Genomic DNA, 21,507 nt, shown 5'->3' with positions numbered 1-21,507 from the left:
CGAGGAGAAGGTCGAAGTTGTTGCCGTGAACGGGTGTCGCGCCGAGGAGCGTTCCCGGCGGGACGGTGGACCGTGCCGTGATCAGTCGAGGTGGAAGACGCGGGCGGCGTTGCTGTGTAGGTACAGCTGGCGGGTGGGTTCGTCCAGATCGAGCTCGTCGAGCCCATCGAGGGCGGTGGAATGGGCGATCATGGGGTAGTTGGTGCCGAAGAGGACCTTGCGGCTGCCGGAGTTGGTTCTCATGTAGGAGACCAGTTCGGTGGGGATGCGGCGGCTGGTGTAGGCGGAGGTGTCGATGTAGACGTTTTCGTGTTTGCGGGCGACGGCGATCATTTCCTCGGTCCACGGGTAGCCGATGTGCCCGGCGACGATGGTGAGTTCCGGGAAGTCCAAGGCCACTTGGTCGACGTAGGGGATCGGACGCCCGGTTTCCGAGGGGCGCAACGGTCCGGTATGCCCGACCTGGGTGCAGAAGGGGACACCGAGTTCGACGCACGTGGCGTAGAGGGGGTAGTAGCGGCGGTCGGTGGGGGCGGCTTCCCACAGCCATGGGACGACTCGCAGCCCCTTGAATCCGAGTTCGCTGACGCACCTGCGTAGTTCACGCACGGCCTGCATCGGTTTGGCCAGATCGACCGCGGCAAGTCCGGCGAACCGGTCCGGGTGTGCGGCCACCCAGGTGGCGACCTCGTCGTTGGAGATCAGCGCGCCTTCGCGTGGGGCGTGCCAGGCGCTGAGGAGGCCGAATCCGACGTTGCCCTGGTCCATGGCGGCGAGGGTGAACTCGATCGGCAACTCGTCGGTGAGCGCTTGCTGTCCGGTCCAGCGGCGCAGCGAATCGAACATATCGTGGGCGGAGAATCGGACGGTGGGGTGCTGCATCCAGACATCAATGGTCATGGGGCATCGGTTCTTTCATTGCATGGGGACAGTCCCAGGCGGCTTCGCCGAGCGCCTTGCGAGCAGAGTTGCAGCACGTCCAGCGCTCGGTTGGGGTGCCGATGCTCAGGCCCATCGCCGGCGCGCCACAGGGGGCCGCGTCAGTGACCGTACCGGCGCTGAGGGTCGGCTGGATCACATTATCCGTTTCTGCCGTGAATCCATGGGACGATTGTCGGGTGAGATCAGGCTTATCGACGTGATCCGCTTGGCTCATCTACAGAAAAGAATGAAGTAAAGCAATGACTCAAGGCAGTGTGAAGTGGTTCAACGCCGAAAAGGGCTTCGGTTTTATCGCGCAGGACGGTGGCGGCCCTGACGTCTTCGTGCACTACTCCGCCGTATCCGGCTCGGGATTCAAGTCCCTCGAAGAAGGACAGCGCGTGGAGTTCGAGGTCGGACAAGGACAGAAGGGCCCGCAGGCCCAGGAAGTCCGCGCTATCTGATCGACGCGGCTCGGTACAGCAGCCCCGCACCCTAAGGGTGCGGGGCTGCTGCGTGTTCCGGGGCAATGAACATGGCACTGCTGGCCACCTGACCGTTTGACGTTCCTACCTTACGAGAATATTGTTGCCATCAATTGAGAGTGAGATTCTCTCGGTTCGCGAAGTGACGGAACTGAGTGGACTGCGAAGTCCGCGGACCTGACAACCGCAGTGTGTAAGGGAGCGACGAAGCGGCGCGCCGACCTTCGTCCCCGCACGGCCGAATCCAGTTGCCCAGCAGTTATGTAGTGAAGGGAGGGCCTGATGAAGGTCTTCGTCGACTCGGATCGTTGCCGGGGCCATGGCGTCTGCACCGGTCTGTGCCCGCAGGTGTTCGCCATCAACGACGACGGCTATGCCCAGGTCCAGATGTCCGATGTGCCAGACGAGTTCAGCGAGGCGGTCGAATCCGCTGCCCAGGCCTGCCCCGAGCACGCAATCGAAACGAGCTGAGTCACAGCATGGTGTCGAGGATGTCGAACGAATACGCTCGCTGCGACCCCGGTCTCGACATCCCTATCACCATTACCGATCAGGAACGCAGATGACCACCGCCATAGAGCTGCTCGCCGACCGGATCGCGGTCGTCGACACCGTGACCGCATACTCCACCGCCCTCGATAATCGCGACTGGCCGCTTTTCGAGAGTCTGTTCACGCCAGACGCCGTCTGGGATTATTCGTCGGCCGAACAGCGGTGCACCGGCCCTGCCCAGATCCTCGCACGAGTGCGGGCGGGGATCGAAAGGCTCGATGTCACTCAACATTTCGTCACCAACCATGTCGTGACGATCACCGGAGACGAGGCCCACCACAGTTGCTACTACCTGGCCCAGCACCTGCGCGGCGGTGAACGCTTCCTCGCGGCCGGTCGCTATCAGGATCTGCTGCGTCGCACCGAGTCCGGCTGGCGGATCGCATTCCGGTTATTGTTGAGCACCTGGACTGACGGTAATCCCAGCGTCGTGCTGCCGTAAATTCCCTGAGTGTCCGATCAGCAGCGAGCGGGGCTTGATCCGGCCGCTGCTATCCGACTGCCCAGTGATAGCCTCGCATCATGTCCACCCGCAGGCGAGGCGCGAAGGACTCGGCGACGCGGCGCACTCTTCTGGAAGCCACTGCCCGGGTCATGACCGAGGAGGGTTACGCCGCCGCGACGACCCGCCGGGTGGCCGCCGAGGCGGGTGTCAAGCCCGCGTTGGTGCATTATTACTTCCCGACCATGGAGGATTTATTCCTCGCGGTTTTCAGTGAGGGGACCGAGGCCAACTTCGAACGCCAAATGCAAGCGTTGACCTCGGACCGGCCGCTGCATGCCCTGTGGGAACTGTCCCGGGATCCGCGCGGCAACGCGCTGATGCAGGAGTTCATCGCGCTGGCCAACCATCGCAAGGCAATTCGTAGCGAGCTGATGGCTTATGCGCGGCGGTACCGGGAAATCCAGGTCACCGCTTTCACATTCATCCTGCGGGAGCGCCGTACCGATGCCGCGCAGATCACGCCGGTGACGCTGTCGATGCTGCTCTCGGGCCTGCCGCGAATCATGGTGACAGAAGCCAACTTCGGTTTCACCATGGGCCATGACGAGATGCTCGCTCTGGTCGAGCATTACCTCGACATCTTGGAGCCACCGGAAGTTGCGACAGGTCAGGTCGGTGACGGCTGCAAATCCGACACGGCATGAATAGGCCGGTTCGTCGCGGACAACGGCAGGGTCGACCCACCGCGCCGCACGGCGACGATCTCCGCGGCGATCGCCACCGCGATCTCCTCGGGAGTCCGTCCGCCCAGTTCCAAACCGATCGGTGAGTGCAGACGACGCAGCTCGGACTCGGTGAGACCTGCTGCCCGCAAACGTGCACGACGATCTGCGTCGGCGCGGCGTGAGCCCATCGCACCGAGGTATCCGATCGGTAGCCGCAATGCCAGCTGCAGGACCGGAATATCGAACTTCGGATCGTGTGTCAGCACGCACACCGCTGTGCGCGAATCAACGTGGGTGCGGCCGAGGTACCGATGCGGCCAGTCCACCACCACCTCGTCGGCGTCGGGGAATCGCGCCTGCGTGGTGAACACTGAACGCGCATCGCAAACGGTGACCCGGTAACCGAGCAATCGCCCGACCCGGCACAGTGCGGCGCTGAAATCGGTTGCCCCGCAAACGATCAGACGTGGTTGCGAGCCGAAGGACTCGATGAATACCGCGCGTTGGGCATCGTCGCATCCGGTTATCCGCACGCCGGACGCGTCGGCGTCGAGCATGCCCAAAGCTTGCCGCACCACTGTCGGATCGACCTTCGCACCGGTAGTTTCTTCTGGTCCGACGGCGCTGATCTCACCGGTTCTCAGATCGCGAACCAGAGATATCGGGCGCTCGGCTCGCAGGACGGCTTCGATGGCCGGATACTGCTGATCGGTGACTCGATGGACGAGAACCGAGACCTCGCCACCACAGGTGAGCCCGACCGCGAAGGCGTCGGAATCGCTGTAGCCGAACGTCTCCCGCGTCGGCGTACCCGACCGCAGTACCTGACGGCACAGGTCGTAGACGGCCGCTTCCACGCAGCCGCCCGAGATGCTGCCGATGACGGCGCCGGCGTCGTTCACGGCCATGGTTGCGCCGGGCAGCCGTGGCGCGCTTCCGGTTACGTCGACAACCGTGGCTACGGCATACGAAGCGCGCTGTGCATGCCATCGCAACAGCTGTGCCGACAATTCGCGCATGATCATCCTCTCGAGCCGTGCCACGGACGAGAATATCATTCTCATATACGACATACACGTCTATTGACAGGTATTCGAGTCCGATGCTAGACAGTTGATCAGCACAATATCGATGCCGAGACCGCAGACAGAACCGTCGCGGATGACGGATCCGGGTGGCTCGATTCGGTCGAGCCGCGCAACGCCATCCATCTAGTGGCGGGGCTGGAGCAGCGCAAAAGCGGTATGCGCCGATGTCGTGTGATGCCATCGGGCGTACATGGAGGCCAAATGCACGAACCGAAGTACCGGCGTAGTCGAGCACCTGGGTGTTGGTCGATCGCACGGCATACCGAGGAAAAGGGTGAGCGGTGACTACCGCACAAACGACGTCCGATACCTATGCCGGTACACGCGTCCTGCGGATCGAGGATCCGAGGCTGCTCACGGGCGCCGGATCATTCGTCGATGATGTGTCGCGGCCGGGGATGCTGCACGCCTGCTTTGTGCGCAGTCCGTTACCCCGCGCCAGGATCGTCGGCATCGATACCACGCAAGCCGTTGCGCTCGACGGGGTTTACGCCGTCTTTCTGGCCGCGGACCTCAATCTCGGCGTGCACGATCAGTCGTACCGGATCGATGGGCCGCACCTGCCCGCGTTGAATTGGCCGCCGCTGGCCGAGGACGAGGTGCGGTTCGTTGGGGATCCGGTCGCGCTGGTCGTCGCCTCCGACCGATATCTAGCCGAAGACGCGGCGGAGTTGGTCGTCGTCGACTACGAGCCCCTGCCCGCCGTGGTCGATTACACGACCGCAGAAGGTTCGCAGGCCCTCGTGCACGCCCGTTTTCCGGGGAACATTGCGGGACAGCTGTCCGGCCGGCCAGCCGAAGAGCTGGCGCCGCTGTTCGATGCGGCACCGAATGTGGTGCGGCAGAGTGTCTTTCAGCAGGCGTATACGCCGGTGCCGATGGAGACCCGCGGAGTGGTCGCGCAGTGGTCGGCATCGGCCGGTGAGATGACGATCTGGACCTCGACCCAGGCGCCGCACGAGGTGCGCGGCTTCTGCGCCCGGCTGCTAGGCGTCGACGAGCATCGGGTGCGAGTCATAGTGGGCGACACCGGAGGCGGCTTCGGGCAGAAGGTGGTGGTCCAGCGTGAGGACATCTGTGTCATGTTGGCGGCGACGAAGGTACCGGTCGCGCTGAAGTGGATCGAGGACCGGCAGGAACACCTGATCTCGGCGGGGCTGGCACGCCAGGACCATGGCGAGGCCAGCATGGCCTTCGACCGGGACGGCACGATTCTGGCCGCCTCGCTCGACTACGTGCAGAACGTCGGGGCCTATCCGGTGCCGTCGCCGATGACGGCCGCGGCAGTTGTCGGGATGCTGTTCCCCGGGCCGTATCGGGTGCCCGCGGCGACGTTCACAATGAAGATGCTGTACTCCAACACCGTTGGGCGAGTGGCGTATCGCGGACCGTGGCAGTTCGAATCGATGGCGCGGGAGGTGTTGCTCGACACCGCCGCACGGCGACTGGGCATCGACCCGGCCGAGTTGCGCCGCCGGAACATGCTGCGCCGCGAGGACTTGCCGCTACTCAACCCGAGCGGCATGCGCTACAGCGATGTCACGCCGCTGGAGACGTTCGAGCAGGCGCTCGGGATGCTCGATTATCCGGCCTTCCGCCGTGAGCAGGAACTGGCTCGCGCGCAGGGCCGCTTCCTCGGCGTCGGCACCTGTACATATCTGGAGCCGACCGCAGCGTCGACCCCCTACCACGGTACCGAGGGCGCGACGATCCGCATCGAGCCCTCGGGCAAGGTCAACGTGTATCTCGCCGGTGGATCCTCGGGAAACAGCCTGGAGACAACCGCGATTCAACTGACCGCCGACGCGCTCGGTGTGGACATCGCAGATGTCCACACCATCCAGGGGGATACAGCTGTGACACCATTCGGCGCCGGCACCGGCGGCAGCCGTTCCGGCTCGATGGTGGCAGGGGCGATCGCCGAGACGGCATCGGTACTGCGGGAACGGATTCTGGCCATCGCAGCCCATCGCTTGGGTGTGGCGGTCGGCGAGGTGGAGTTCACACACGGGCGGGCCACGGTGCGCATGGCGTCCGATGCCGAGTTGTCGTTGTCCGAGATTGCCGCGATTGCCTATTTTCAGCCGGATGCGCTGCCCTCCGGTGTGCCCGCGGGGTTGGAATGTAGCGGGCGCTATCGCGCACAGAGCCCGATGATCTGGGCCAACGCGACCCACCTGTGCACATGCGAGGTCGATATCGAGACCGGCGAGGTCACACTGTTGCGCTACATCGTCAGCGAGGACTGCGGCCCCATGATCAACCCCAGTGTGGTGGAGGGCCAGATCTACGGCGGCACGGTGCAGGGCATCGGCGGGGCGCTCTACGAGAACCTCGCCTACGACGAGAGCGGAAACCCCGTCGCCACCACCTTCATGGATTACTTGATCCCGACGGCCACGGAGGTGCCGGTCATCGAGCTCGGTCACGTCGAAACCCCCGGACCCGGGCCCGGCGGCTACAAGGGGGTCGGGGAGGGCGGCGCGATCGGTTCCTCGCCAGCGGTGGTCAACGCCGTCGCGGATGCGCTGGCTCCGTTCGGCGTGGAAGTCTCCCGGCTGCCGCTGACTCCCGCCGCGATCCTCGCGCTGATCGATGCGGCCGACGCCAAGGCGGTGACCGCGTGAAGCCGGCAGCGTTCGAGTACCACGCGCCGGCGACTGCGCAGGAAGCGGTCGAACTCTTGGCCGAACTCGGCGATGGAGCCAAGGCGATCGCCGGTGGGCAGAGCTTGATGCCGATGCTCATCCTTCGCCTCGCGGTCTTCGACCACCTCGTCGACTTGCGCCGCCTGAAAGAATTGCGCGGCATCGACAGTCGCGATGATTCAGTGTGGATCGGTGCCGGAACAACGCATTCCGCGGTCGGCAAGTCCGCGGAAATCCGCGGATCCGTCCCACTGTTGTCGCGCGCGACCCCGCTGATCGGCCATTTCCAGATCCGCAACCGTGGCACCATCGGTGGGTCGATCGCCCATGCCGATGCGGCGGCCGAATATCCCGCGGTGGCCCTGACACTCGATGCGGAACTCGAAGCGCTGTCACCGCGCGGACGGCGGACGATCGCCGCAGCCGATTTCTTCACCGGGATGTGGAGCACCGAACTGGCCGAAGATGAACTGCTGACCGGCATCGTATTTCCGGTGCGCCACGGGCGGTGCGGTTTCGCGATCGAGGAATTCGCCCGTCGCAGTGGCGATTTCGCTATCGCGGGGGCCACGGTCGCGGTGCGTCTGGATGCGGATTCGCGCATCTACCGGTGCGCGATCGGATTGTTCGGACTCGGACCGATGGCGGTACGAGCGGGTGCGGCCGAAGTCGAGTTGATCGGTCGTGCCGCAAGCGAGGTGGACCCCGGGGATGTAGGACGTACCGCGGTGTCCGGGCTGGATTCGGTGCCATCGGATCTACATGGATCAGCCGACTATCGCCGCCGCGTCGGTGCGGCCATGGTGGGGCGTGCGTGGCGGCGTGCGGTGCAGGAGGCTAGTGATGACTGATGTCGAAATTCAGCTGCGGGTCAATGGGATCGCGTGGCGTAAGGTCGTGCCACCCCGGCGTACCCTCGCCGATTTTCTGCGGATCGACTGCGGGCTGACCGGTACCCATCTCGGCTGCGAGCACGGGGTGTGCGGGGCCTGCACGATACTGCTGGATGGGGAGGCGGTGCGGGCCTGCCTGGTTTTCGCTGTACAGGCCGACGGCGCCGAGATCACAACCGTCGAGGGGATGGCCGCGGCCGACGGTGAGCTATCGCCCGTGCAAGCCGCGTTGCGGGAGCACCACGGCCTGCAATGTGGTTTCTGCACACCGGGTTTCGTCGTCACCGCGACCGCATTCCTGCGCGACAATCCGCATCCAACGGACGAGGAGATTCGTGCAGCCATATCCGGAAACCTGTGCCGCTGCACGGGATACCAGGGGATCATCAAGGCCGTCCGGGCGGCGGCGGAAAAGAGCGGCATTGTGAAGGACTCCGCATGAAGCTCGAGAACACCTTCAGCATTCCCGTCCCGGTGTCGGACGCGTGGAACGTGCTGCTCGACATCGAGCGGATCGCGCCCTGTGTGCCCGGGGCCGTGCTCACGGGTAAGGACGACGACGGCTACACCGGCAAGATCAAAGTCAAACTCGGCCCCGTCGGTCTGACCTATACCGGCGTTATCAAATTTCGGTCGACCGACGAGGCGACCAAGGTCGCCGTGCTCGAGGGCGGCGGACGAGAAACTCGCGGCAACGGCACCGCGCACGCTGTCATCACCTGTCGACTGGCGGAAGCCGATGGTGCTACCGATGTTGTCGTCGAGACCGACCTGGCTATCACCGGCAAGCCCGCGCAGTTCGGTCGCGGCACCCTGGCCGAGGTGGCGGGCACGCTCATTGGTCGATTCGCCGCGAACCTCGCCCAGGAGATCACCGCCGCCAAGGACCGGGATTCGACGGAAGTCGTTGCACTGGAGTCGGATTCCGAAGACGACGGCAATGCGGTCGGCGCCGGGGTGACGGCGTCGGCTACCGCGCCGCGCGGAGCGGCCGAACCCATCGACCTGCTCGAAGCGGCCGGTTTAGGCCGCTTGAAGCGTTTCGGTCCGCCGGCGGTGGCATTGCTATTGGCGCTGAACATTGTGGTGTTGCTTCGCCGCCGCCACCGTGAAAGGTGAGACAGATGGCTGGAAGAGTTGAGGGCAAGGTCGCCTTCATTACCGGTGCCGCCCGTGGGCAGGGTCGTGCCCACGCGGTGCGCCTCGCCCAAGAGGGCGCCGACATTATCTGCGTCGATGTCTGCAAGCAGCTCGATGGCGTCATCATTCCAATGTCGACGCCGGCGGATCTAGCCGAGACTGTCGACCAGGTGCAGGCGCTCGGCCGACGAATCATCGCCGCCGAGGTGGATGTGCGCGACTACGACGCGATGAAAGCGGTCGTCGACGAGGGCGTCGAGCGGTTCGGACGGCTCGATATCGTGGTGGCGAACGCCGGCCTGGGAAGCGAAGGCAAGCGGCTCGACCGCATGAGCGAGAAGGTCTGGCGCGACATGATCGACGTCAACCTGACCGGGGTGTGGCTCACTGCGAAGGCAGGCATCCCGCATCTCGTCGCGGGTGGTCGCGGCGGTTCCATCGTGATCACCAGCTCCAGCGGTGGTCTGCGCGCGCACCCGAATATCGGACATTACATCGCCGCCAAGCATGGCGTCATCGGTGTGATGCGAACGCTGGCAATAGAGCTGGGTGACAAGAATATTCGCGTCAATGCGATCTGCCCGACCCAGGTCAGCACACCGCTGCTGCTCAATGACGCGACTTTCCAGATGTTTCGGCCCGACTTGGAGAACCCGACCAAGGAGGACTTCGCTCCGGCATCGCAGAGCATGCACGTGCTGCCCACCCCCTGGGTCGATGCCGAAGACATCGCCAACGCGGCACTGTTCCTGGTCTCCGACGAGGCCAGGTTCATTACCGGTGTCGCCCTGCCGGTCGACGCCGGCATGCTGCTGAAGTAAGCCGAAGACCAAAGGAATTCGCGCTGCTGGTCGAGACGATCGTCCGCAACCCGTTCGTCAACGGTCGGGAATCCGGCTCGACGGTGCGTTGCCACCCCGCTGCCGCGTGGATCTACCGGAGGCCATCGACGTGAGTATCTCGAATTCACCTGAAGGACTGACTATGCGCATAGGCTTTATCGGACTGGGCAGCCAGGGCGGACCCATGGCGCGCCGCATCATCGAGGCGGGCTACCAGACCACACTGTGGGCGCGCAGACCAGAGACGCTGGCGGCGTTCGCGGACACCGGCGCGACGGTGGCGACTTCTCCCGCCGCGCTCGCCGCGGCCAGCGATCTGGTGTGCGTGTGTGTGGTCGGCGACGCCGATGTCGTCGAAGTTGTCGACGGGGCGGATGGGGTCCTGGCCGGACTGGCGAGTGGCGGCGTACTCGCGGTACACAGCACCGTGCATCCCGACACTTGTCGCGAGTTGGCGAAAAAGGCTGCAGCCCAGGGGGTTTCGGTGGTAGACGCACCCGTGAGCGGCGGCGGACAGGCCGCCGCCGAGCGCAGATTGCTGGTGATGGCCGGCGGCGATACCGAGGTGGTCGAGCGGTGCCGGCCGGTGTTCGACACCTACGCTGGACATGTCGTCCATCTTGGTGAACTGGGCGCCGGACAGGTCGCCAAGCTGCTCAACAATCTGCTGTTCACGGCGAACCTCGCGACCGCCGCCACGACGTTCGACCTCGGACGCGAACTCGGTGTCGACACCGTGCGACTCGGTGAGGTCATCGGCCATGGCAGCGGAAACAGCGTTGCGCTCGGCACTATCGCGCCGCTGGGTGGAAGCCTTCAGCAGCTGGCAATCTATGCCGCCGACCTGTTGCGCAAGGACGTCGGCCTGGTAACCGATCTCGCCGTGCGAGCCGATGCGCCGAAGGGCCCGGTGCTCACGGCGGCCGAGACCACCCTTGCCCTGATGGACGAGTTCCGCTGAGCGATATCGGATTCGCCAACGCCTGGTGCGTCCTTCTCGGCACCCGACGGCTGCTTCCAGTCCGGCTACCGTACGGCCGGAACGAGATCTCCGAAACCGCCACCTCCCGGATAGAGGGCGCAGCCGCGAAATCGCTCGGTCGGCTCGGCCGTATCCACCGCGGCGACAATGGCCGAGAGGGCACGCAGCTTGAACGCCCGCGCGGCCACGCTGAGCCGGTGCTGTACCGAGTCGACCCGACGGTCGATCTCGGTGGGACACTCATCACCCCAGAGGATCACCTGATCGATCAGCATGTGATCGAAGACATCGAGCATCCCGTCCCGCACCCGGGCATCCGCGGCGTATAGCCCGGCATCGATGGCGATGGTCTGCGGCAGCGGGCTTCGCACCCGTGAGCTCAATGCCTCGTCGAGGCCGACCACCTGCACACCGAGAATGTCGAGCGGACGGGTATCCGTGTGATCCGCGACCATCGCCGTGACATCCCATCCGGCCATGACCCGATCGAAGAGCCAGCCGCCGGCGTATCGGACGACATCGGCAATTCCCGGCGCGACCACTACCAGCTGATATCGCTGACGATGGTTGCGGGCCTCTGCTGCCGCACGGGCGAGCGGGTGCACTCGCCGGAGTTTGTGGGAGGTGAGATCAACGGGTCGAGCAGCCATCGGGGTTTCCATCTCGTCGAGCAAAGCGGTGATCGTCACGGCCCTGTGCCGCGCCGACTCGAGAGCGGCGTCATCCCGCACCGTTTCGTCGACGGTCTTCGGAACGACATTGCTCCATAGCCGATCGGGGTAGTGCGATGTCCGCTTACACGTATTCGGTTGGCAGCAGGGCAATACTGAATTCGGCGGGCATTCGAATTCGTCGCCTCCGTTCGAATTCATCGAACAGGCTACCGAAAGAGCGTGCCATTGGATATCGGGACTCTACGTTCGATCGCTACAACGACACCGTAAGGATATTTGCCGACGGCGGCAAGGCCTCAGCGAAGCTTTTGTCGCGGAGTCTCATAGCGCAGATGGCGTGACGCTTTTCGAATTGCACAACTAATCGACGATTGCGAATCGCAATCGTCGGCACTAATTCGCCCCGGTCGATATCGCCTGCGGGCGATTCGGTCGGACTTCGGCTAGGCCCCGTTGGCCGGCTGCGTGTGGGTCGTCCCATCGATGGTTGTTGTCATGGTGCCCGTGGCTTGGAAGTTGTTTTCCAGCACTGCCGGTGACAGGGTGAATCCACCGGGCTCACTGGTGACCTTGGTTCCCTGATGTTTGCCGGTCACCTTCAGATTTTCGTGCCAGGTGATCGCGGCGATCTGGGCGTCGGACCCGCGTTCCACGCTCTCGGTGCCGTTGATCGTGGCGTCGGTGTCGTTCTGGAAATCGGTGTAGGTGACTTCGATCTTCGAGATCAGTGCCTTCGACGAGTCCTCGGTGATCACCACCTCCGCCCGGCCGCCCTTGGCACCCTCGAGCGCGTAGGTCCCGCCCGGCAGGTGTGGGAATGCGGGCAGTGTGTCGCCGGGGTGGTACGGCAGACCCCACGCCACATCCGGCGCCGGGGCCACGGTCGGCGGTGGGGTCGGCCGGAGGCCATCGAAACGCGCGATCATCACCCGGCTGTGGCGGCCGCCAGGCTCGTCGGATGTCGGGCAGGGCAGCGGGTTGCCGCCACCGCAAGCCGGTGTTGTCACCAGGTTCTCCGCCCATATCGCTGCGGTACTGTCGGCCAGCCAGGCGGGGTCCGCGGCGGCGTTCCAATTCGGTTCGCCCGGGGTGTCGATGTGCTCGCCGCGTCCGGAGTCGGCGTCGACCAGATACGGCAGGAAGAACCGGCGTTGCCCGTTATTGCGTATGCCGGAGATGTGTGCGGTGGTCGGCATCTGGTCGGTGATCGGCGGAATACCCCGCAGACCGGAGATGAAGTCCAGCCTGCCGGAACCGATCACCTGCTCCGACAGCAGGTATCTCCCGTCGGGCGAGGCGGAGTTCGGGTCGGTGTACATCGCGTGCCGGGTGAGTGGCCGCGACTTTCCGGTGGCGTTGTCGGTTGCCCACAGATCGATGCCGCCGGACTCGTAGCTCTGGATGCCGAGAGCGGATGTGCCGTCGGCGCTCCAGCCGCGGAACTCGCCGATCATCCCGGCCGGGTTGAACTTCAGCTGGTTGCCGTCGACCGTGTACGGCTGGAACTCGGGATTCGGGTTGTACATGGTCCGCACGTTGTCGATGTCGTAGCGGCCGTTCGCCTGGTCGAATCTCAGTGTGCCCGCGAAGGCATACTCCGCGAGGACTTCCTTCGACGGCGGTATGTAGCTGAATCCGATGTGCTTGTCGTCCGGATTCAGGCGCGGTTCTCGCAGCGTGCCGGGTTTACCGGAGCCATCGTCCCAGTACAGCGGATAGGCGTGCAGTTGCGCCGGTGTGCATTGCTCATCGGCGAACTGGTATTGGCCGCAGTCGATGATGGCCGAGCCGGCAAGCGCCCGTTTACCGTCATGGAAACTGTTGAGCGCATAGGTGAAATTGTTGTTGTCGCTCCAACTCGCCGGGTAGGCAACACCGCAGGTCAGGCACTTCCAGCCGTCGCCGTTGGGGAAGGTCTTGCCGTCGGTGTGCACCAACAGCACCTGCGGGCCGTTGAAACTGCTGGCGGGCCCTGCCGCCGGTGCGCCGGCGAGGACCGCGCCAACCAGCGCGTAATCGCTCGAGGGGTAGTAGGTACCCACCGCACCCAGCGCGCCCCAGGCAGGGCTGACGCAGCCGGTGGTGTGCGGATTGACGGCCTCAGTGCACGAGCCCGCGTCGGTGGACGGTGCCGTCGGCAGTACCGGCAACTCGCTGACGTCGGCCTTGATGTGCAGCTGATCGGATGGATCCACCGTCACCACGCTTGCCGATGGTTCCGACCACGCCGGCTGCCAGGACAGACTTGCCAATACCGACAGCATCACGACGGCGATGCGCCACCGGTGCCGGGTCCGTCCAGACCAACGAACGTGAGTCACATCGCCCATGGAGCACCTACCTGCAGTTATGCTTGCTATCTTTTTGGTAACGCTGTTATCGGCCAACCGTAATGTGGATACCACAAGTGTGTATGCGATTCCGGAATAGTATCGGTGCCGATACATTCATGATAATGTATCGGCACCAATGGATGTCGTATGCTTGTCCCATGGATGGCAGACGGCTGCACCGGCTGGGTAGATATCTGATCGAGCTCGCGCGCCAGGCCGGTCTCGAATCCGCTGACGAACTCCCCCCGGAGGGGGAGATCGCCGTGCTGACCGATGTGATCGACAATCCGGGCAGTTCGGTCGGCGAGATAACGGAGCGGATCGCATTCTCCCAAGGCCACGTATCCGACTGCGTCGCGCGGCTGGTCGACGAGGCGCTGCTGGCCACCGACGTCGACCCGGCCGATCGGCGGCGCACCCTTGTCTATCCAACCGATGTCCTGTTCAAGGCCATCGCACGACGAACCGCCCCGCGCGTCGACGATGCATTGGTCGCCGCGCTGGGCGATCCGGTCGCGGCTCGCCGGGCGAAGGAACTGCTTGCCGAGCTCGCTGACGTGCTGCTGCCGGATCGGTGATGGTGCCATCGTCGGCACCGCCGTCGGACGCATGCGCGCGGAGCAACCTGCGAAGGGCCTAACCGATGGCCGCGGCGATCAGCTCCATACGTCGAGGCGGTCGGTCCGCCGTGGATGTGGTTCGACTCCGGGCATATCGACGGGCGTGGTGCGGGCCCAGCGACCGTTTCGGTCACTGGGCCCGCATCGTCGGTCTACCTGCTTAGGTCGCCTCAGGTCATTCCGATCCGGATGTTTTTGATCTGTAGGAATTCGTACAGGCCATCGAGGCCGCCGGTGCGGCCGTAGCCGCTTTGCTTGTAGCCGCCGTAAGGTCCCTGTGGCGAGATGTCGCTGATCTGGTTGATCCAGATCGAACCCGCCTCCAGTTGCCGCGCCACCCGATGTGCCCGGGTGAGATTGGTGGTCTGGATGAAGGCGTTCAACCCGTACGGCGAATCGTTGGCGATCCGGATCGCTTCCGCCTCGTCGGCGAACTTGATCACCGACACGACCGGGCCGAAGGTCTCGATCTGCGCCAGCGCCGAGGAGTTGTCGACGTTGCCGAACACCGTGGGCTGGATGTAGTAGCCATCGGCCAGATCGCCGCCGATGCGTTTGCCGCCGGTGATCAGCTCTCCGGACTTGTCGGCGACCGCTTGGTCGATCACACCGAGGATTCGTTCGGCGTCGCCCGCGCTGATCACGGGGCCGAACGTGACGGTCGGATCGAATGGATCGCCGATCTTCGCAGCCTCGACGACTGCGACGAACTTCTCGAGGAAGCCGTCGTAGACGGACTCGTGCACGAGGATGCGGCTCGCGCAGGCACAGCTCTGCCCCGACTGCACAATCGGCCCCTGGTACGCCGCCAGCTGCGCCGCCGCATCCAGGTTCGCGTCCTCGAAGACAAGGTTGGCCGACTTGCCGCCCAATTCGGCCACCACTGGCGTCAGATTGACCGCCGCACTCGCCAGGATCTTGCGCGCGGTGTCGCCGCCACCGGTGAAATGGATCTTGCGAATGCCAGGGTGCCGCACGAGGGCGTCACCGCCCTCCGCCCGCGCGGGCACCACGTTGACCAGCCCGGTCGGCAGCCCGACCTCCGTGCACAGCTCTCCGAAGCGCAGGGCGGCGAAGGGCGCCAGCACCGACGGCTTCAACACCACGGCATTGCCCGCGGCCAGCGCCGGCGCTACGCACGACGCGGCCACGACCATGGCGCCGTTCCACGGCGCGATTACACCGACCACACCGTAGGGTTCGCGCTCGATCAAGTCGAGGTCGAGGGAGCCGGCCACCGGTGTGCTGAGGCCGTGCGGTTTGTCGACATATCCGGCGAAATGGCGCAGGAAACGTTCGAGCAGCACGGTATTGATGGCCAGCGACACCGGTACCGCGTAGTCCTGCACGTTGAGCCGCGAGAAGTCGCCCATGCCCTGTCCGACCGCGTCCGCCAGATCGATGAGCAGATCTCGGCGGCGGTCGGCGGTGAACGACATCCATTCCCGGTGCGCCTCCCGCCCGGAATCGACCGCCTGGTCTATCTCGGCGGGGCCTGCCAGATGGAGCGTCGCGTTGGGTCGTCCGGTGGCAGGGTAGATGTGCTCCTGGCTGCCTCCGGAGGTCCGTTCGAGCCGGTCGCCGCCGATGACCAATCCACCCCGCAATGGTGGTTCGGGCGGTTGCAGAGTTTCCGTTGTCGTAGACATGAGTGCTCCTACGGTGTCTTTCCGTCTTCGGCGTGCCATTCCTCCAGCACCCGCGGCTTCTGCTCGGCGATCATTTGGTTGAGCTGGGATGCCTTCGGCCAACCGGAATAGGCGGCGAAATGCAAGGCGAATTCGTCCATTTCGGCGAAGGACAGGTCCTTGCTCTTCAGCGCGGCATAGACGTGGGACATGATCGGGTACGGCGCGTCCTGGAATGCCACACAAGCGACCGTGATCAGACGCCGCTCCTTCATCCCCAGCCCCGGCCGCAGCCACATCTCGCCGAAGACGAAGTTGAGAATTCCCGCGCCCTGGTACGGGTTGTTGCGGTCGGGGAAGTAGGGCAGGCAGTTGACGTCCATGAAGGATTGTTCGCCGCGGGCCAGCCGGGCTTCTGGGTCGCTGGGTGTGACCAGCGGCAGCAGCGGTTCCTGCGGCGGAACCTCCTGTCCGCGTTCGCGATTGATGCGTTCCCACTGCTGATCGACGATCATGTTGAACCGGGAGGCCTTGGGCCAGCCGGCGTAGACCGCGAAATGTAGGACCGCTTCGCGCATTTCGGTGATGGTGATGTCACCGCTGTTCAGCGCCGCGTAGACGTGGTCGAGGATCGGCTGCTCGGCGTCGGCGTCGGCGACGCAGGACAGCGTGATGAAGCGCCGTTCCCGCCGGGTCAGTCCGGGACGGGTCCAGATCTCGGCGAACACGAAGTCGACCAGGCCATTGGCGATGGTCGGGCTCGAATCGTCTGGGGCCGGGAACGTCATCACTTCGGCGAACTCGCGCTTGCCGCGTTCCGAGCGAGCCAGGTCCGGGGCATCCACCGTGTTTGTTGTCATGAATTGTGTGCCTTCTGTGTCGGTGCTCCGGTCGCTGCGGTGATCGGGTCTCGCGTGCGGGAGCGGAGTGCTACTTGAGGGTGACGCCGGCGTCGACCTTGAACTCCATGCCGGTGACGTAGCGCGCCTCGTCGGAGACCAGGTACAACACGGCATTACTGATGTCGAGGGCCTCCACCATCGGGACCGGGAGTGCGTTGCCGAACAGCGGAGCCAGATCCGGCCGCTCTTCGGTGAGCAGTTTGAACAGTGACGCCGGAGTCATTCCGGTCGGGACTCCGGTCGGATGCACCGTGTTGACGCGAACATTCTGTGCCGCAAGCTCATTGGCGAGTGCCTTGCTCATTCCTACGACGCCGAGCTTCGAGGCGGTGTAGGGGATGTGCAGCGGCGTGCCCTTGATAGCCGCCGCCGAGCTGATGTTGACGATGCTGCCGCCGCGCTCGACGAGATGCGGAAGCGCTGCGGCGCAGGTGTTCCACGTACCGATCAGGTTGACATCCACCACGGTCCGCCACTGCTCGGGTGTCGTCGTATCCCAAGTGCCCGCGGTCAGTACACCGGCATTGGCCACGACGGCGTCGAGGCCGCCCAGCTGTGCAACGCCGTCCGCGACGGCCGCAGCCAGTGCCGCAGCGTCCCGGATGTCTATTGTTTTGGTGATCGCGCGGCGGTTGTGCTTATCGACCAGGCGCGCCGTCTCCGCCAGATCCGCGGGCGTGGACAGTGGGTATTCGATCTCCGGCAGCGGTCCGCAGACATCTATCAGGATCAGGTCGGCGCCCTCTTCTGCCAGCCGGACCGCATGGCTGCGACCCATACCTCGGGCAGCGCCGGTGATGAGCACGCGCTTGCCGGCTACGCGTCCGATACGTTGCGTGTTTTCGGTGGTCATCTCGGCCCTGCTCACAACTTGTTGCAGAAGCCGGCGTCGACGGGCAGTGCCACACCGGTGATGTACTTGGCCTCGTCGGAGGCCAGGAAGGCGATCGCCGCGCTGATGTCCTCGGGTTCGAGCATCGCGACCGGCATGGGGTTCATCAGGTGCGGACCCCCGGATTCGGGATGGTTCTGCACCCACTCCATCATCGCCGGATTGATGGCCATCATGGTGTTCACCGCGGTCGGGTGCACGGTGTTGACCCGAATGCTATGCGGTGCAAGAACATTCGCCAGTACTCGCATGATGCCGACGAGGCCGGACTTGGCGGCCGCGTAGCCGAGGCCACCACCCTCCATGCCGCCGAGTCCGACCAGACCGGCGGTGGAACTGGTCAAGGTGATGACGCCCCCGCGCTGGCCGGCGATCAGGTGCGGGATCGCGGCGCGGGTGACATGGAAAACACCGGAGAGATTGACTCCGATCACGGCGTTCCACATTTCGAGTTCGGTCTCGATCGGAACCTCTTCGAACGATGTCGGGGCGATCCCGGCGTTGGCGCAAACGATGTCGAGACGGCCCAATTCGGCGACACCGGAGTCCAAGGCGGCGCGTATCTGATGAAAGTCACGTACGTCGGCGACCGAGCCGAGCATGCGACGGCCCTTGGCCTCCACGAGTGCGACGGTCTCGTCGAGCTCCTCGCGCGTGGCCAACGGGTACGGGTTGGCGGGGATGTCGGCACAGATGTCCACACCGATGATGTCGGCACCTTCGGTAGCCAATCGCACGGCGTGGCTTCGGCCCTGCCCACGCGCTACACCGGTGATGAAGGCGACTTTGCCATCTAACGAACCCATTTGATCCTCACTTCAATGCCGAGCCGATCCGTGCCGCCCCGGCCGAGTCGGGCGAGAACACGGTTATCATCGAGCGCGAAAGTATGCGCTGTACTGCGGTAATCTCATTACCAGAATTGGAGAGTAGCACGCTCGCTGGCGTGCGGGAAGGAATCGGATTTTGATCGCGAGGGCGGGTGTGGAGTCGGGCGAGGTGCCGGAGGAGGCGAGTGACCGGATCCGGCGGGCGGTCGTGGAACTGCTCGAGACCGAGGGTTACGACGCATTGCTGTTGCGCGAGGTCGCCCGGCGCGCCCGGGTATCGCTGACCAAGATCTACAAGCTGTATGGCACCCGGGATGAACTGATCCTGGCGGCGCTGGACTTGTGGATGGCGGAGAACCGGTACGCCGGACTGGACACGCAGGTCTCCGGTGCCGACGAGAGCCTCTACGTCGGTCTGATGCGAGTGTTGCGCAGCATTTTCGAACCGTGGGAGCGCCACCCCGCCCTGCTTGCCGCCTATTTCCGGGCTCGCTCTACGCCCGGTGGTGAGAAGTTGATCCGACGGGGGTTCGACGCCGTCGTTCCCGCTGCCATGGCGGTGCTGGCCGACGTCGACGCCGATTTCGTGCGAGATCTCGAGACGATCCTGTCGAGCCTGGTCTACGGCCTGCTGGGGCGCTTCGCGTGCGGCGAGATCGATGTGACCGCGATCGTGCCCGCGGTCGACCGCACGGTGTACTGGCTGACATCGGGGTACGCGGCTGCGCACGAGAGCCGGTAGCGCTGGGCTTTTCTCGGAGTCGGCCGTGCCCGGGAACCTTCGAGTCTCGGCGCCGCGGAAATCGGGCCACCTGGTTGCTGACTTGTGGTAATACTGTTATCAAAATATGAGATTATCATTCTCGCCGGGTGTATGCGAACCACGCTGCTTCATGCGGAACCCACCGCCCCAGCTCGTCGAGGAAGACCGACCGAACGAGGCAGGCATGAAATCGGTTTCGTTGTCCCACCCTGTCATCGACCCGCCGACCACTTCTTCCTATCGGGTGGTCCAATGGGCTACCGGCGATGTCGGAGCACGGGCTCTGCGAGCGGTGATCGAGCATCCGAACCTGGCCCTGGCCGGTGTCTACGCCTACTCGGCTGACAAGGTCGGGCGCGACGCGGGGGAGTTGTGTGGGCTGGGCGCCACCGGTGTCACGGCTACCGGCAGTCTCGATCAGATCCTCGCCCTCGGCGCCGATTGTGTGCTCTACATGCCGCTGCGCTGCGATATCGATACCGTGTGTCGGTTGCTGGAATCGGGGGCCAATATCGTCACCACCTGCGGCGAATTCCACCGTCCCGCGAGTATGGATCCGGCCGTCCGCGCGCGCGTCGAGTCCGCCTGTCGGGCCGGGAACACCTCGATCCACAGCACCGGAAGCAGTCCCGGCTTCATCACCGAAGCGGTTCCGCTCGTGCTGTCCTCGATTCAGCGCGAGTTGCGTGGCCTCACGATCGAGGAATACGCCGATATGTCGCAACGGGATTCACCGGCGATCCCGTTCGAGATCATGGGGTTCGGCCGTCCGCCCGCGCAGTTCGACACCCGGCGGGCGGATAATCTGCGGCACGCGTTCGGTCCGTCGCTGCAGCTGGTCGCCGACGCCATCGGCAGGCCGTTGGATACCGTCGACGCCACCGCCGAAGTCGCACTCGCCCGGCGTCGGACGGAGATCGTCGCGGGCACACTGGAGGCGGGAACGGTTGCGGCGCAGCGAATCACGATTTCCGGGCGACACAAGGGGACAGTGCTGCTGCAGTTTCGCGCCAACTGGTACTGCACCACCGACCTCGACGCCGCCTGGGATCTTCGCCCTACCGGGTGGCGTGTGCGGGTCGACGGTGACGCGCCGTTGGACATCGATATGCGCTTTCCGTTCCCGCTGACGCAGATGAACGAGATCTCACCGGCCTATACCGCCAATCGGCCGGTGAACGCGATTCCATTCGTCTGCGCAGCCGCGCCCGGGATCCGCACCGCGGTCGATCTCCCCACTATTACAGCGTCGCTGGCATGATCGGACCGTAGGAGTACCGCCATGTCCGGCACGCTCAGTGTGCAGCTCTACAGCGTCCGCGATGCGCTCGCGGTCGATCGTTCCGCAACCCTTGCCCGGCTGGCGCAGATCGGTTACCGGTACGTCGAGCCATTTGCGCTCGGCTTCTGGAATACGCCGACCGAGCAACTGCTCGCCAACGCCCGCGTCTTACGGGCGGACCTCGACGCTGCCGGGCTCGCCGTGAGCTCTGTGCATGCAGCCATTCCCGCGGGCAGCCAGGATGCCGTTGCCGAAGTGTGCCGCATCCTGGAGACGGACACCGTCATCGTGGCGATTCCGCTGCTTGTCGAGGGATTCGGCGGTGCGGTGTTCGGGGAACGGGAGGCGCTGGAGAGATTCGCAGGCCGCATGAACGGGGTCGCGCACCTGCTCGGTGATCGTGGTATCCGGCTCGGCTATCACAACCATCAATTCGAATGGGCCGAATTGGATGGCGGTGAACTCGGTTTCGACGTGTTGTGGGAATTGCTCGACCCGATCGTCGTGGCGGAGTTCGACGTCTATTGGGCGGAATCGGCCGGGCAGGACCCCGTCGAGATTCTGGCCCGGCTCGGTGCGCGAGTGGCAGCCCTGCATCTGAAGGACGGCCCGGGCGGGCTTGACGACCCGATGCGGCCCAAGCCTCAGGTTCCGATCGGTGCCGGAGTCGTCGATGTGCCCGCTGCCGTCAGTGCGGCCCCCGATGGCTGTTGGCACATCACCGAGATCGACATCACGGAGGCCGATCCGTTCGAGCTTCTCGCCATCAACCGCCGTATCCTGATCGATGCTGGCCGCACCATTCCGTGATCACGAATGACATTGCCGTGCGTCGGTTTTCGGCTTCCGCAGTGGTTCTGCC

Annotated in this window: 23 protein-coding genes; 14 read left to right on the top strand and 9 right to left on the bottom strand. The window is 64.7% G+C overall.

Annotated features, from left to right (window positions below; translation table 11 throughout):
• Nucleotides 1-81 precede the first annotated feature (81 nt).
• Complete coding sequence (locus tag ACIBG0_RS20390) at nucleotides 82-900, bottom strand: amidohydrolase family protein (protein ID WP_397034511.1); 819 nt, start codon at nucleotides 898-900, stop codon at nucleotides 82-84.
• Nucleotides 890-1,156, bottom strand: a complete 267-nt coding sequence (locus tag ACIBG0_RS20385; protein ID WP_397034510.1) for a hypothetical protein — start codon at nucleotides 1,154-1,156, stop codon at nucleotides 890-892. The genes ACIBG0_RS20390 and ACIBG0_RS20385 overlap by 11 nt, the downstream gene beginning before the upstream one ends.
• A gap of 25 nt (nucleotides 1,157-1,181) precedes the next feature.
• Here ACIBG0_RS20385 and ACIBG0_RS20380 point away from each other — a divergent pair, with 25 nt between their 5' ends.
• From ACIBG0_RS20380 to ACIBG0_RS20365, 4 genes are all read left to right on the top strand, one after another.
• Nucleotides 1,182-1,385 carry a cold-shock protein gene (locus ACIBG0_RS20380; protein WP_397034509.1) on the top strand — a complete coding sequence of 68 codons (204 nt, stop codon included), beginning with the start codon at nucleotides 1,182-1,184 and terminating at the stop codon, nucleotides 1,383-1,385.
• A 303-nt stretch (nucleotides 1,386-1,688) separates the two neighbouring features.
• Nucleotides 1,689-1,877 (top strand): ferredoxin, encoded by a 189-nt coding sequence (locus ACIBG0_RS20375; protein WP_397034508.1) that lies wholly within the window; start codon nucleotides 1,689-1,691, stop codon nucleotides 1,875-1,877.
• A 91-nt stretch (nucleotides 1,878-1,968) separates the two neighbouring features.
• Nucleotides 1,969-2,400, top strand: coding sequence for a nuclear transport factor 2 family protein (locus tag ACIBG0_RS20370; RefSeq protein ID WP_397034507.1), 432 nt, complete (start codon nucleotides 1,969-1,971; stop codon nucleotides 2,398-2,400).
• A gap of 80 nt (nucleotides 2,401-2,480) precedes the next feature.
• Nucleotides 2,481-3,107, top strand: a complete 627-nt coding sequence (locus tag ACIBG0_RS20365; protein ID WP_397034506.1) for a TetR/AcrR family transcriptional regulator — start codon at nucleotides 2,481-2,483, stop codon at nucleotides 3,105-3,107.
• Here ACIBG0_RS20365 and ACIBG0_RS20360 read toward each other — a convergent pair.
• Complete coding sequence (locus ACIBG0_RS20360; protein WP_397034505.1) at nucleotides 3,071-4,147, bottom strand: XdhC family protein; 1,077 nt, start codon at nucleotides 4,145-4,147, stop codon at nucleotides 3,071-3,073. The genes ACIBG0_RS20365 and ACIBG0_RS20360 overlap by 37 nt on opposite strands.
• A gap of 350 nt (nucleotides 4,148-4,497) precedes the next feature.
• Between ACIBG0_RS20360 and ACIBG0_RS20355 the strand changes: the two genes are divergently transcribed.
• From ACIBG0_RS20355 to ACIBG0_RS20330, 6 genes are all read left to right on the top strand, one after another.
• Nucleotides 4,498-6,843, top strand: a complete 2,346-nt coding sequence (locus ACIBG0_RS20355; protein WP_397034504.1) for a xanthine dehydrogenase family protein molybdopterin-binding subunit — start codon at nucleotides 4,498-4,500, stop codon at nucleotides 6,841-6,843.
• A complete protein-coding gene (locus ACIBG0_RS20350) occupies nucleotides 6,840-7,715 on the top strand; it encodes an FAD binding domain-containing protein (RefSeq protein WP_397034503.1) in 876 nt (291 codons plus the stop codon). The genes ACIBG0_RS20355 and ACIBG0_RS20350 overlap by 4 nt, the downstream gene beginning before the upstream one ends.
• Nucleotides 7,708-8,199: a (2Fe-2S)-binding protein gene (locus tag ACIBG0_RS20345; protein WP_397034502.1), complete on the top strand. Its 492-nt coding sequence runs from the start codon at nucleotides 7,708-7,710 to the stop codon at nucleotides 8,197-8,199. Before ACIBG0_RS20350 ends, ACIBG0_RS20345 begins: the two co-directional genes overlap by 8 nt.
• The gene (locus ACIBG0_RS20340) at nucleotides 8,196-8,876 is read left to right on the top strand and encodes an SRPBCC family protein (protein ID WP_397034501.1); all 681 of its coding nucleotides are present in this window, start codon (nucleotides 8,196-8,198) and stop codon (nucleotides 8,874-8,876) included. Before ACIBG0_RS20345 ends, ACIBG0_RS20340 begins: the two co-directional genes overlap by 4 nt.
• 5 nt (nucleotides 8,877-8,881) lie before the next feature.
• Complete coding sequence (locus tag ACIBG0_RS20335) at nucleotides 8,882-9,718, top strand: mycofactocin-coupled SDR family oxidoreductase (RefSeq protein WP_397034500.1); 837 nt, start codon at nucleotides 8,882-8,884, stop codon at nucleotides 9,716-9,718.
• Nucleotides 9,719-9,881: 163 nt separating this feature from the next.
• Entirely contained in the window at nucleotides 9,882-10,700 is an 819-nt protein-coding gene (locus ACIBG0_RS20330) for an NAD(P)-dependent oxidoreductase (protein WP_397034499.1), read from the top strand.
• A 65-nt stretch (nucleotides 10,701-10,765) separates the two neighbouring features.
• Here ACIBG0_RS20330 and ACIBG0_RS20325 read toward each other — a convergent pair whose 3' ends face one another.
• Complete coding sequence (locus tag ACIBG0_RS20325) at nucleotides 10,766-11,248, bottom strand: hypothetical protein (RefSeq protein WP_397034636.1); 483 nt, start codon at nucleotides 11,246-11,248, stop codon at nucleotides 10,766-10,768.
• A 590-nt stretch (nucleotides 11,249-11,838) separates the two neighbouring features.
• A complete protein-coding gene (locus tag ACIBG0_RS20320; protein ID WP_397034498.1) occupies nucleotides 11,839-13,725 on the bottom strand; it encodes a hypothetical protein in 1,887 nt (628 codons plus the stop codon).
• A 161-nt stretch (nucleotides 13,726-13,886) separates the two neighbouring features.
• Between ACIBG0_RS20320 and ACIBG0_RS20315 the strand changes: the two genes are divergently transcribed.
• Nucleotides 13,887-14,306, top strand: a complete 420-nt coding sequence (locus ACIBG0_RS20315; protein ID WP_397034497.1) for a winged helix DNA-binding protein — start codon at nucleotides 13,887-13,889, stop codon at nucleotides 14,304-14,306.
• Nucleotides 14,307-14,518: 212 nt separating this feature from the next.
• On the opposite strand, the gene ACIBG0_RS20310 is transcribed toward ACIBG0_RS20315, so the two are convergent.
• The 4 genes from ACIBG0_RS20310 to ACIBG0_RS20295 form a co-directional block, all read right to left on the bottom strand.
• On the bottom strand, nucleotides 14,519-15,997 hold the full coding sequence (locus tag ACIBG0_RS20310; RefSeq protein ID WP_397034496.1) for an aldehyde dehydrogenase family protein: 1,479 nt from the start codon (nucleotides 15,995-15,997) through the stop codon (nucleotides 14,519-14,521).
• Nucleotides 15,998-16,005: 8 nt separating this feature from the next.
• Entirely contained in the window at nucleotides 16,006-16,836 is an 831-nt protein-coding gene (locus ACIBG0_RS20305; protein WP_397034495.1) for a carboxymuconolactone decarboxylase family protein, read from the bottom strand.
• Nucleotides 16,837-16,906: 70 nt separating this feature from the next.
• On the bottom strand, nucleotides 16,907-17,731 hold the full coding sequence (locus ACIBG0_RS20300) for a mycofactocin-coupled SDR family oxidoreductase (protein WP_397034494.1): 825 nt from the start codon (nucleotides 17,729-17,731) through the stop codon (nucleotides 16,907-16,909).
• A gap of 11 nt (nucleotides 17,732-17,742) precedes the next feature.
• The gene (locus tag ACIBG0_RS20295) at nucleotides 17,743-18,576 is read right to left on the bottom strand and encodes a mycofactocin-coupled SDR family oxidoreductase (protein ID WP_397034493.1); all 834 of its coding nucleotides are present in this window, start codon (nucleotides 18,574-18,576) and stop codon (nucleotides 17,743-17,745) included.
• A 163-nt stretch (nucleotides 18,577-18,739) separates the two neighbouring features.
• Here ACIBG0_RS20295 and ACIBG0_RS20290 point away from each other — a divergent pair, with 163 nt between their 5' ends.
• From ACIBG0_RS20290 to ACIBG0_RS20280, 3 genes are all read left to right on the top strand, one after another.
• A complete protein-coding gene (locus ACIBG0_RS20290) occupies nucleotides 18,740-19,342 on the top strand; it encodes a TetR family transcriptional regulator (protein ID WP_397034635.1) in 603 nt (200 codons plus the stop codon).
• 205 nt (nucleotides 19,343-19,547) lie between these two features.
• Nucleotides 19,548-20,624, top strand: a complete 1,077-nt coding sequence (locus ACIBG0_RS20285) for a dihydrodipicolinate reductase (protein ID WP_397034492.1) — start codon at nucleotides 19,548-19,550, stop codon at nucleotides 20,622-20,624.
• A gap of 21 nt (nucleotides 20,625-20,645) precedes the next feature.
• Nucleotides 20,646-21,455, top strand: coding sequence for a sugar phosphate isomerase/epimerase family protein (locus ACIBG0_RS20280; protein WP_397034491.1), 810 nt, complete (start codon nucleotides 20,646-20,648; stop codon nucleotides 21,453-21,455).
• Nucleotides 21,456-21,507: the final 52 nt, after the last annotated feature.

Source organism: Nocardia sp. NPDC050630 (assembly GCF_044457245.1).
Lineage (GTDB): Bacteria > Actinomycetota > Actinomycetes > Mycobacteriales > Mycobacteriaceae > Nocardia.
This window is presented reverse-complemented; position numbering and strand designations above follow the sequence as displayed.

What these genes read in the sequence shown, in the direction of transcription:
- ACIBG0_RS20315 (WP_397034497.1), top strand. Translation starts at nt 13,887, where the DNA reads ATGGATGGCAGACGGCTGCACCGGCTGGGTAGATATCTGATCGAGCTC.
- ACIBG0_RS20295 (WP_397034493.1), bottom strand. Translation starts at nt 18,576, where the DNA reads ATGGGTTCGTTAGATGGCAAAGTCGCCTTCATCACCGGTGTAGCGCGT.
- ACIBG0_RS20285 (WP_397034492.1), top strand. Translation starts at nt 19,548, where the DNA reads ATGAAATCGGTTTCGTTGTCCCACCCTGTCATCGACCCGCCGACCACT.
- ACIBG0_RS20380 (WP_397034509.1), top strand. Translation starts at nt 1,182, where the DNA reads ATGACTCAAGGCAGTGTGAAGTGGTTCAACGCCGAAAAGGGCTTCGGT.
- ACIBG0_RS20365 (WP_397034506.1), top strand. Translation starts at nt 2,481, where the DNA reads ATGTCCACCCGCAGGCGAGGCGCGAAGGACTCGGCGACGCGGCGCACT.
- ACIBG0_RS20300 (WP_397034494.1), bottom strand. Translation starts at nt 17,731, where the DNA reads ATGACCACCGAAAACACGCAACGTATCGGACGCGTAGCCGGCAAGCGC.
- ACIBG0_RS20375 (WP_397034508.1), top strand. Translation starts at nt 1,689, where the DNA reads ATGAAGGTCTTCGTCGACTCGGATCGTTGCCGGGGCCATGGCGTCTGC.
- ACIBG0_RS20370 (WP_397034507.1), top strand. Translation starts at nt 1,969, where the DNA reads ATGACCACCGCCATAGAGCTGCTCGCCGACCGGATCGCGGTCGTCGAC.
- ACIBG0_RS20310 (WP_397034496.1), bottom strand. Translation starts at nt 15,997, where the DNA reads ATGTCTACGACAACGGAAACTCTGCAACCGCCCGAACCACCATTGCGG.
- ACIBG0_RS20390 (WP_397034511.1), bottom strand. Translation starts at nt 900, where the DNA reads ATGACCATTGATGTCTGGATGCAGCACCCCACCGTCCGATTCTCCGCC.
- ACIBG0_RS20335 (WP_397034500.1), top strand. Translation starts at nt 8,882, where the DNA reads ATGGCTGGAAGAGTTGAGGGCAAGGTCGCCTTCATTACCGGTGCCGCC.
- ACIBG0_RS20340 (WP_397034501.1), top strand. Translation starts at nt 8,196, where the DNA reads ATGAAGCTCGAGAACACCTTCAGCATTCCCGTCCCGGTGTCGGACGCG.
- ACIBG0_RS20305 (WP_397034495.1), bottom strand. Translation starts at nt 16,836, where the DNA reads ATGACAACAAACACGGTGGATGCCCCGGACCTGGCTCGCTCGGAACGC.
- ACIBG0_RS20345 (WP_397034502.1), top strand. Translation starts at nt 7,708, where the DNA reads ATGACTGATGTCGAAATTCAGCTGCGGGTCAATGGGATCGCGTGGCGT.
- ACIBG0_RS20385 (WP_397034510.1), bottom strand. Translation starts at nt 1,156, where the DNA reads ATGAGCCAAGCGGATCACGTCGATAAGCCTGATCTCACCCGACAATCG.
- ACIBG0_RS20330 (WP_397034499.1), top strand. Translation starts at nt 9,882, where the DNA reads ATGCGCATAGGCTTTATCGGACTGGGCAGCCAGGGCGGACCCATGGCG.
- ACIBG0_RS20360 (WP_397034505.1), bottom strand. Translation starts at nt 4,147, where the DNA reads ATGCGCGAATTGTCGGCACAGCTGTTGCGATGGCATGCACAGCGCGCT.
- ACIBG0_RS20280 (WP_397034491.1), top strand. Translation starts at nt 20,646, where the DNA reads ATGTCCGGCACGCTCAGTGTGCAGCTCTACAGCGTCCGCGATGCGCTC.
- ACIBG0_RS20320 (WP_397034498.1), bottom strand. Translation starts at nt 13,725, where the DNA reads ATGGGCGATGTGACTCACGTTCGTTGGTCTGGACGGACCCGGCACCGG.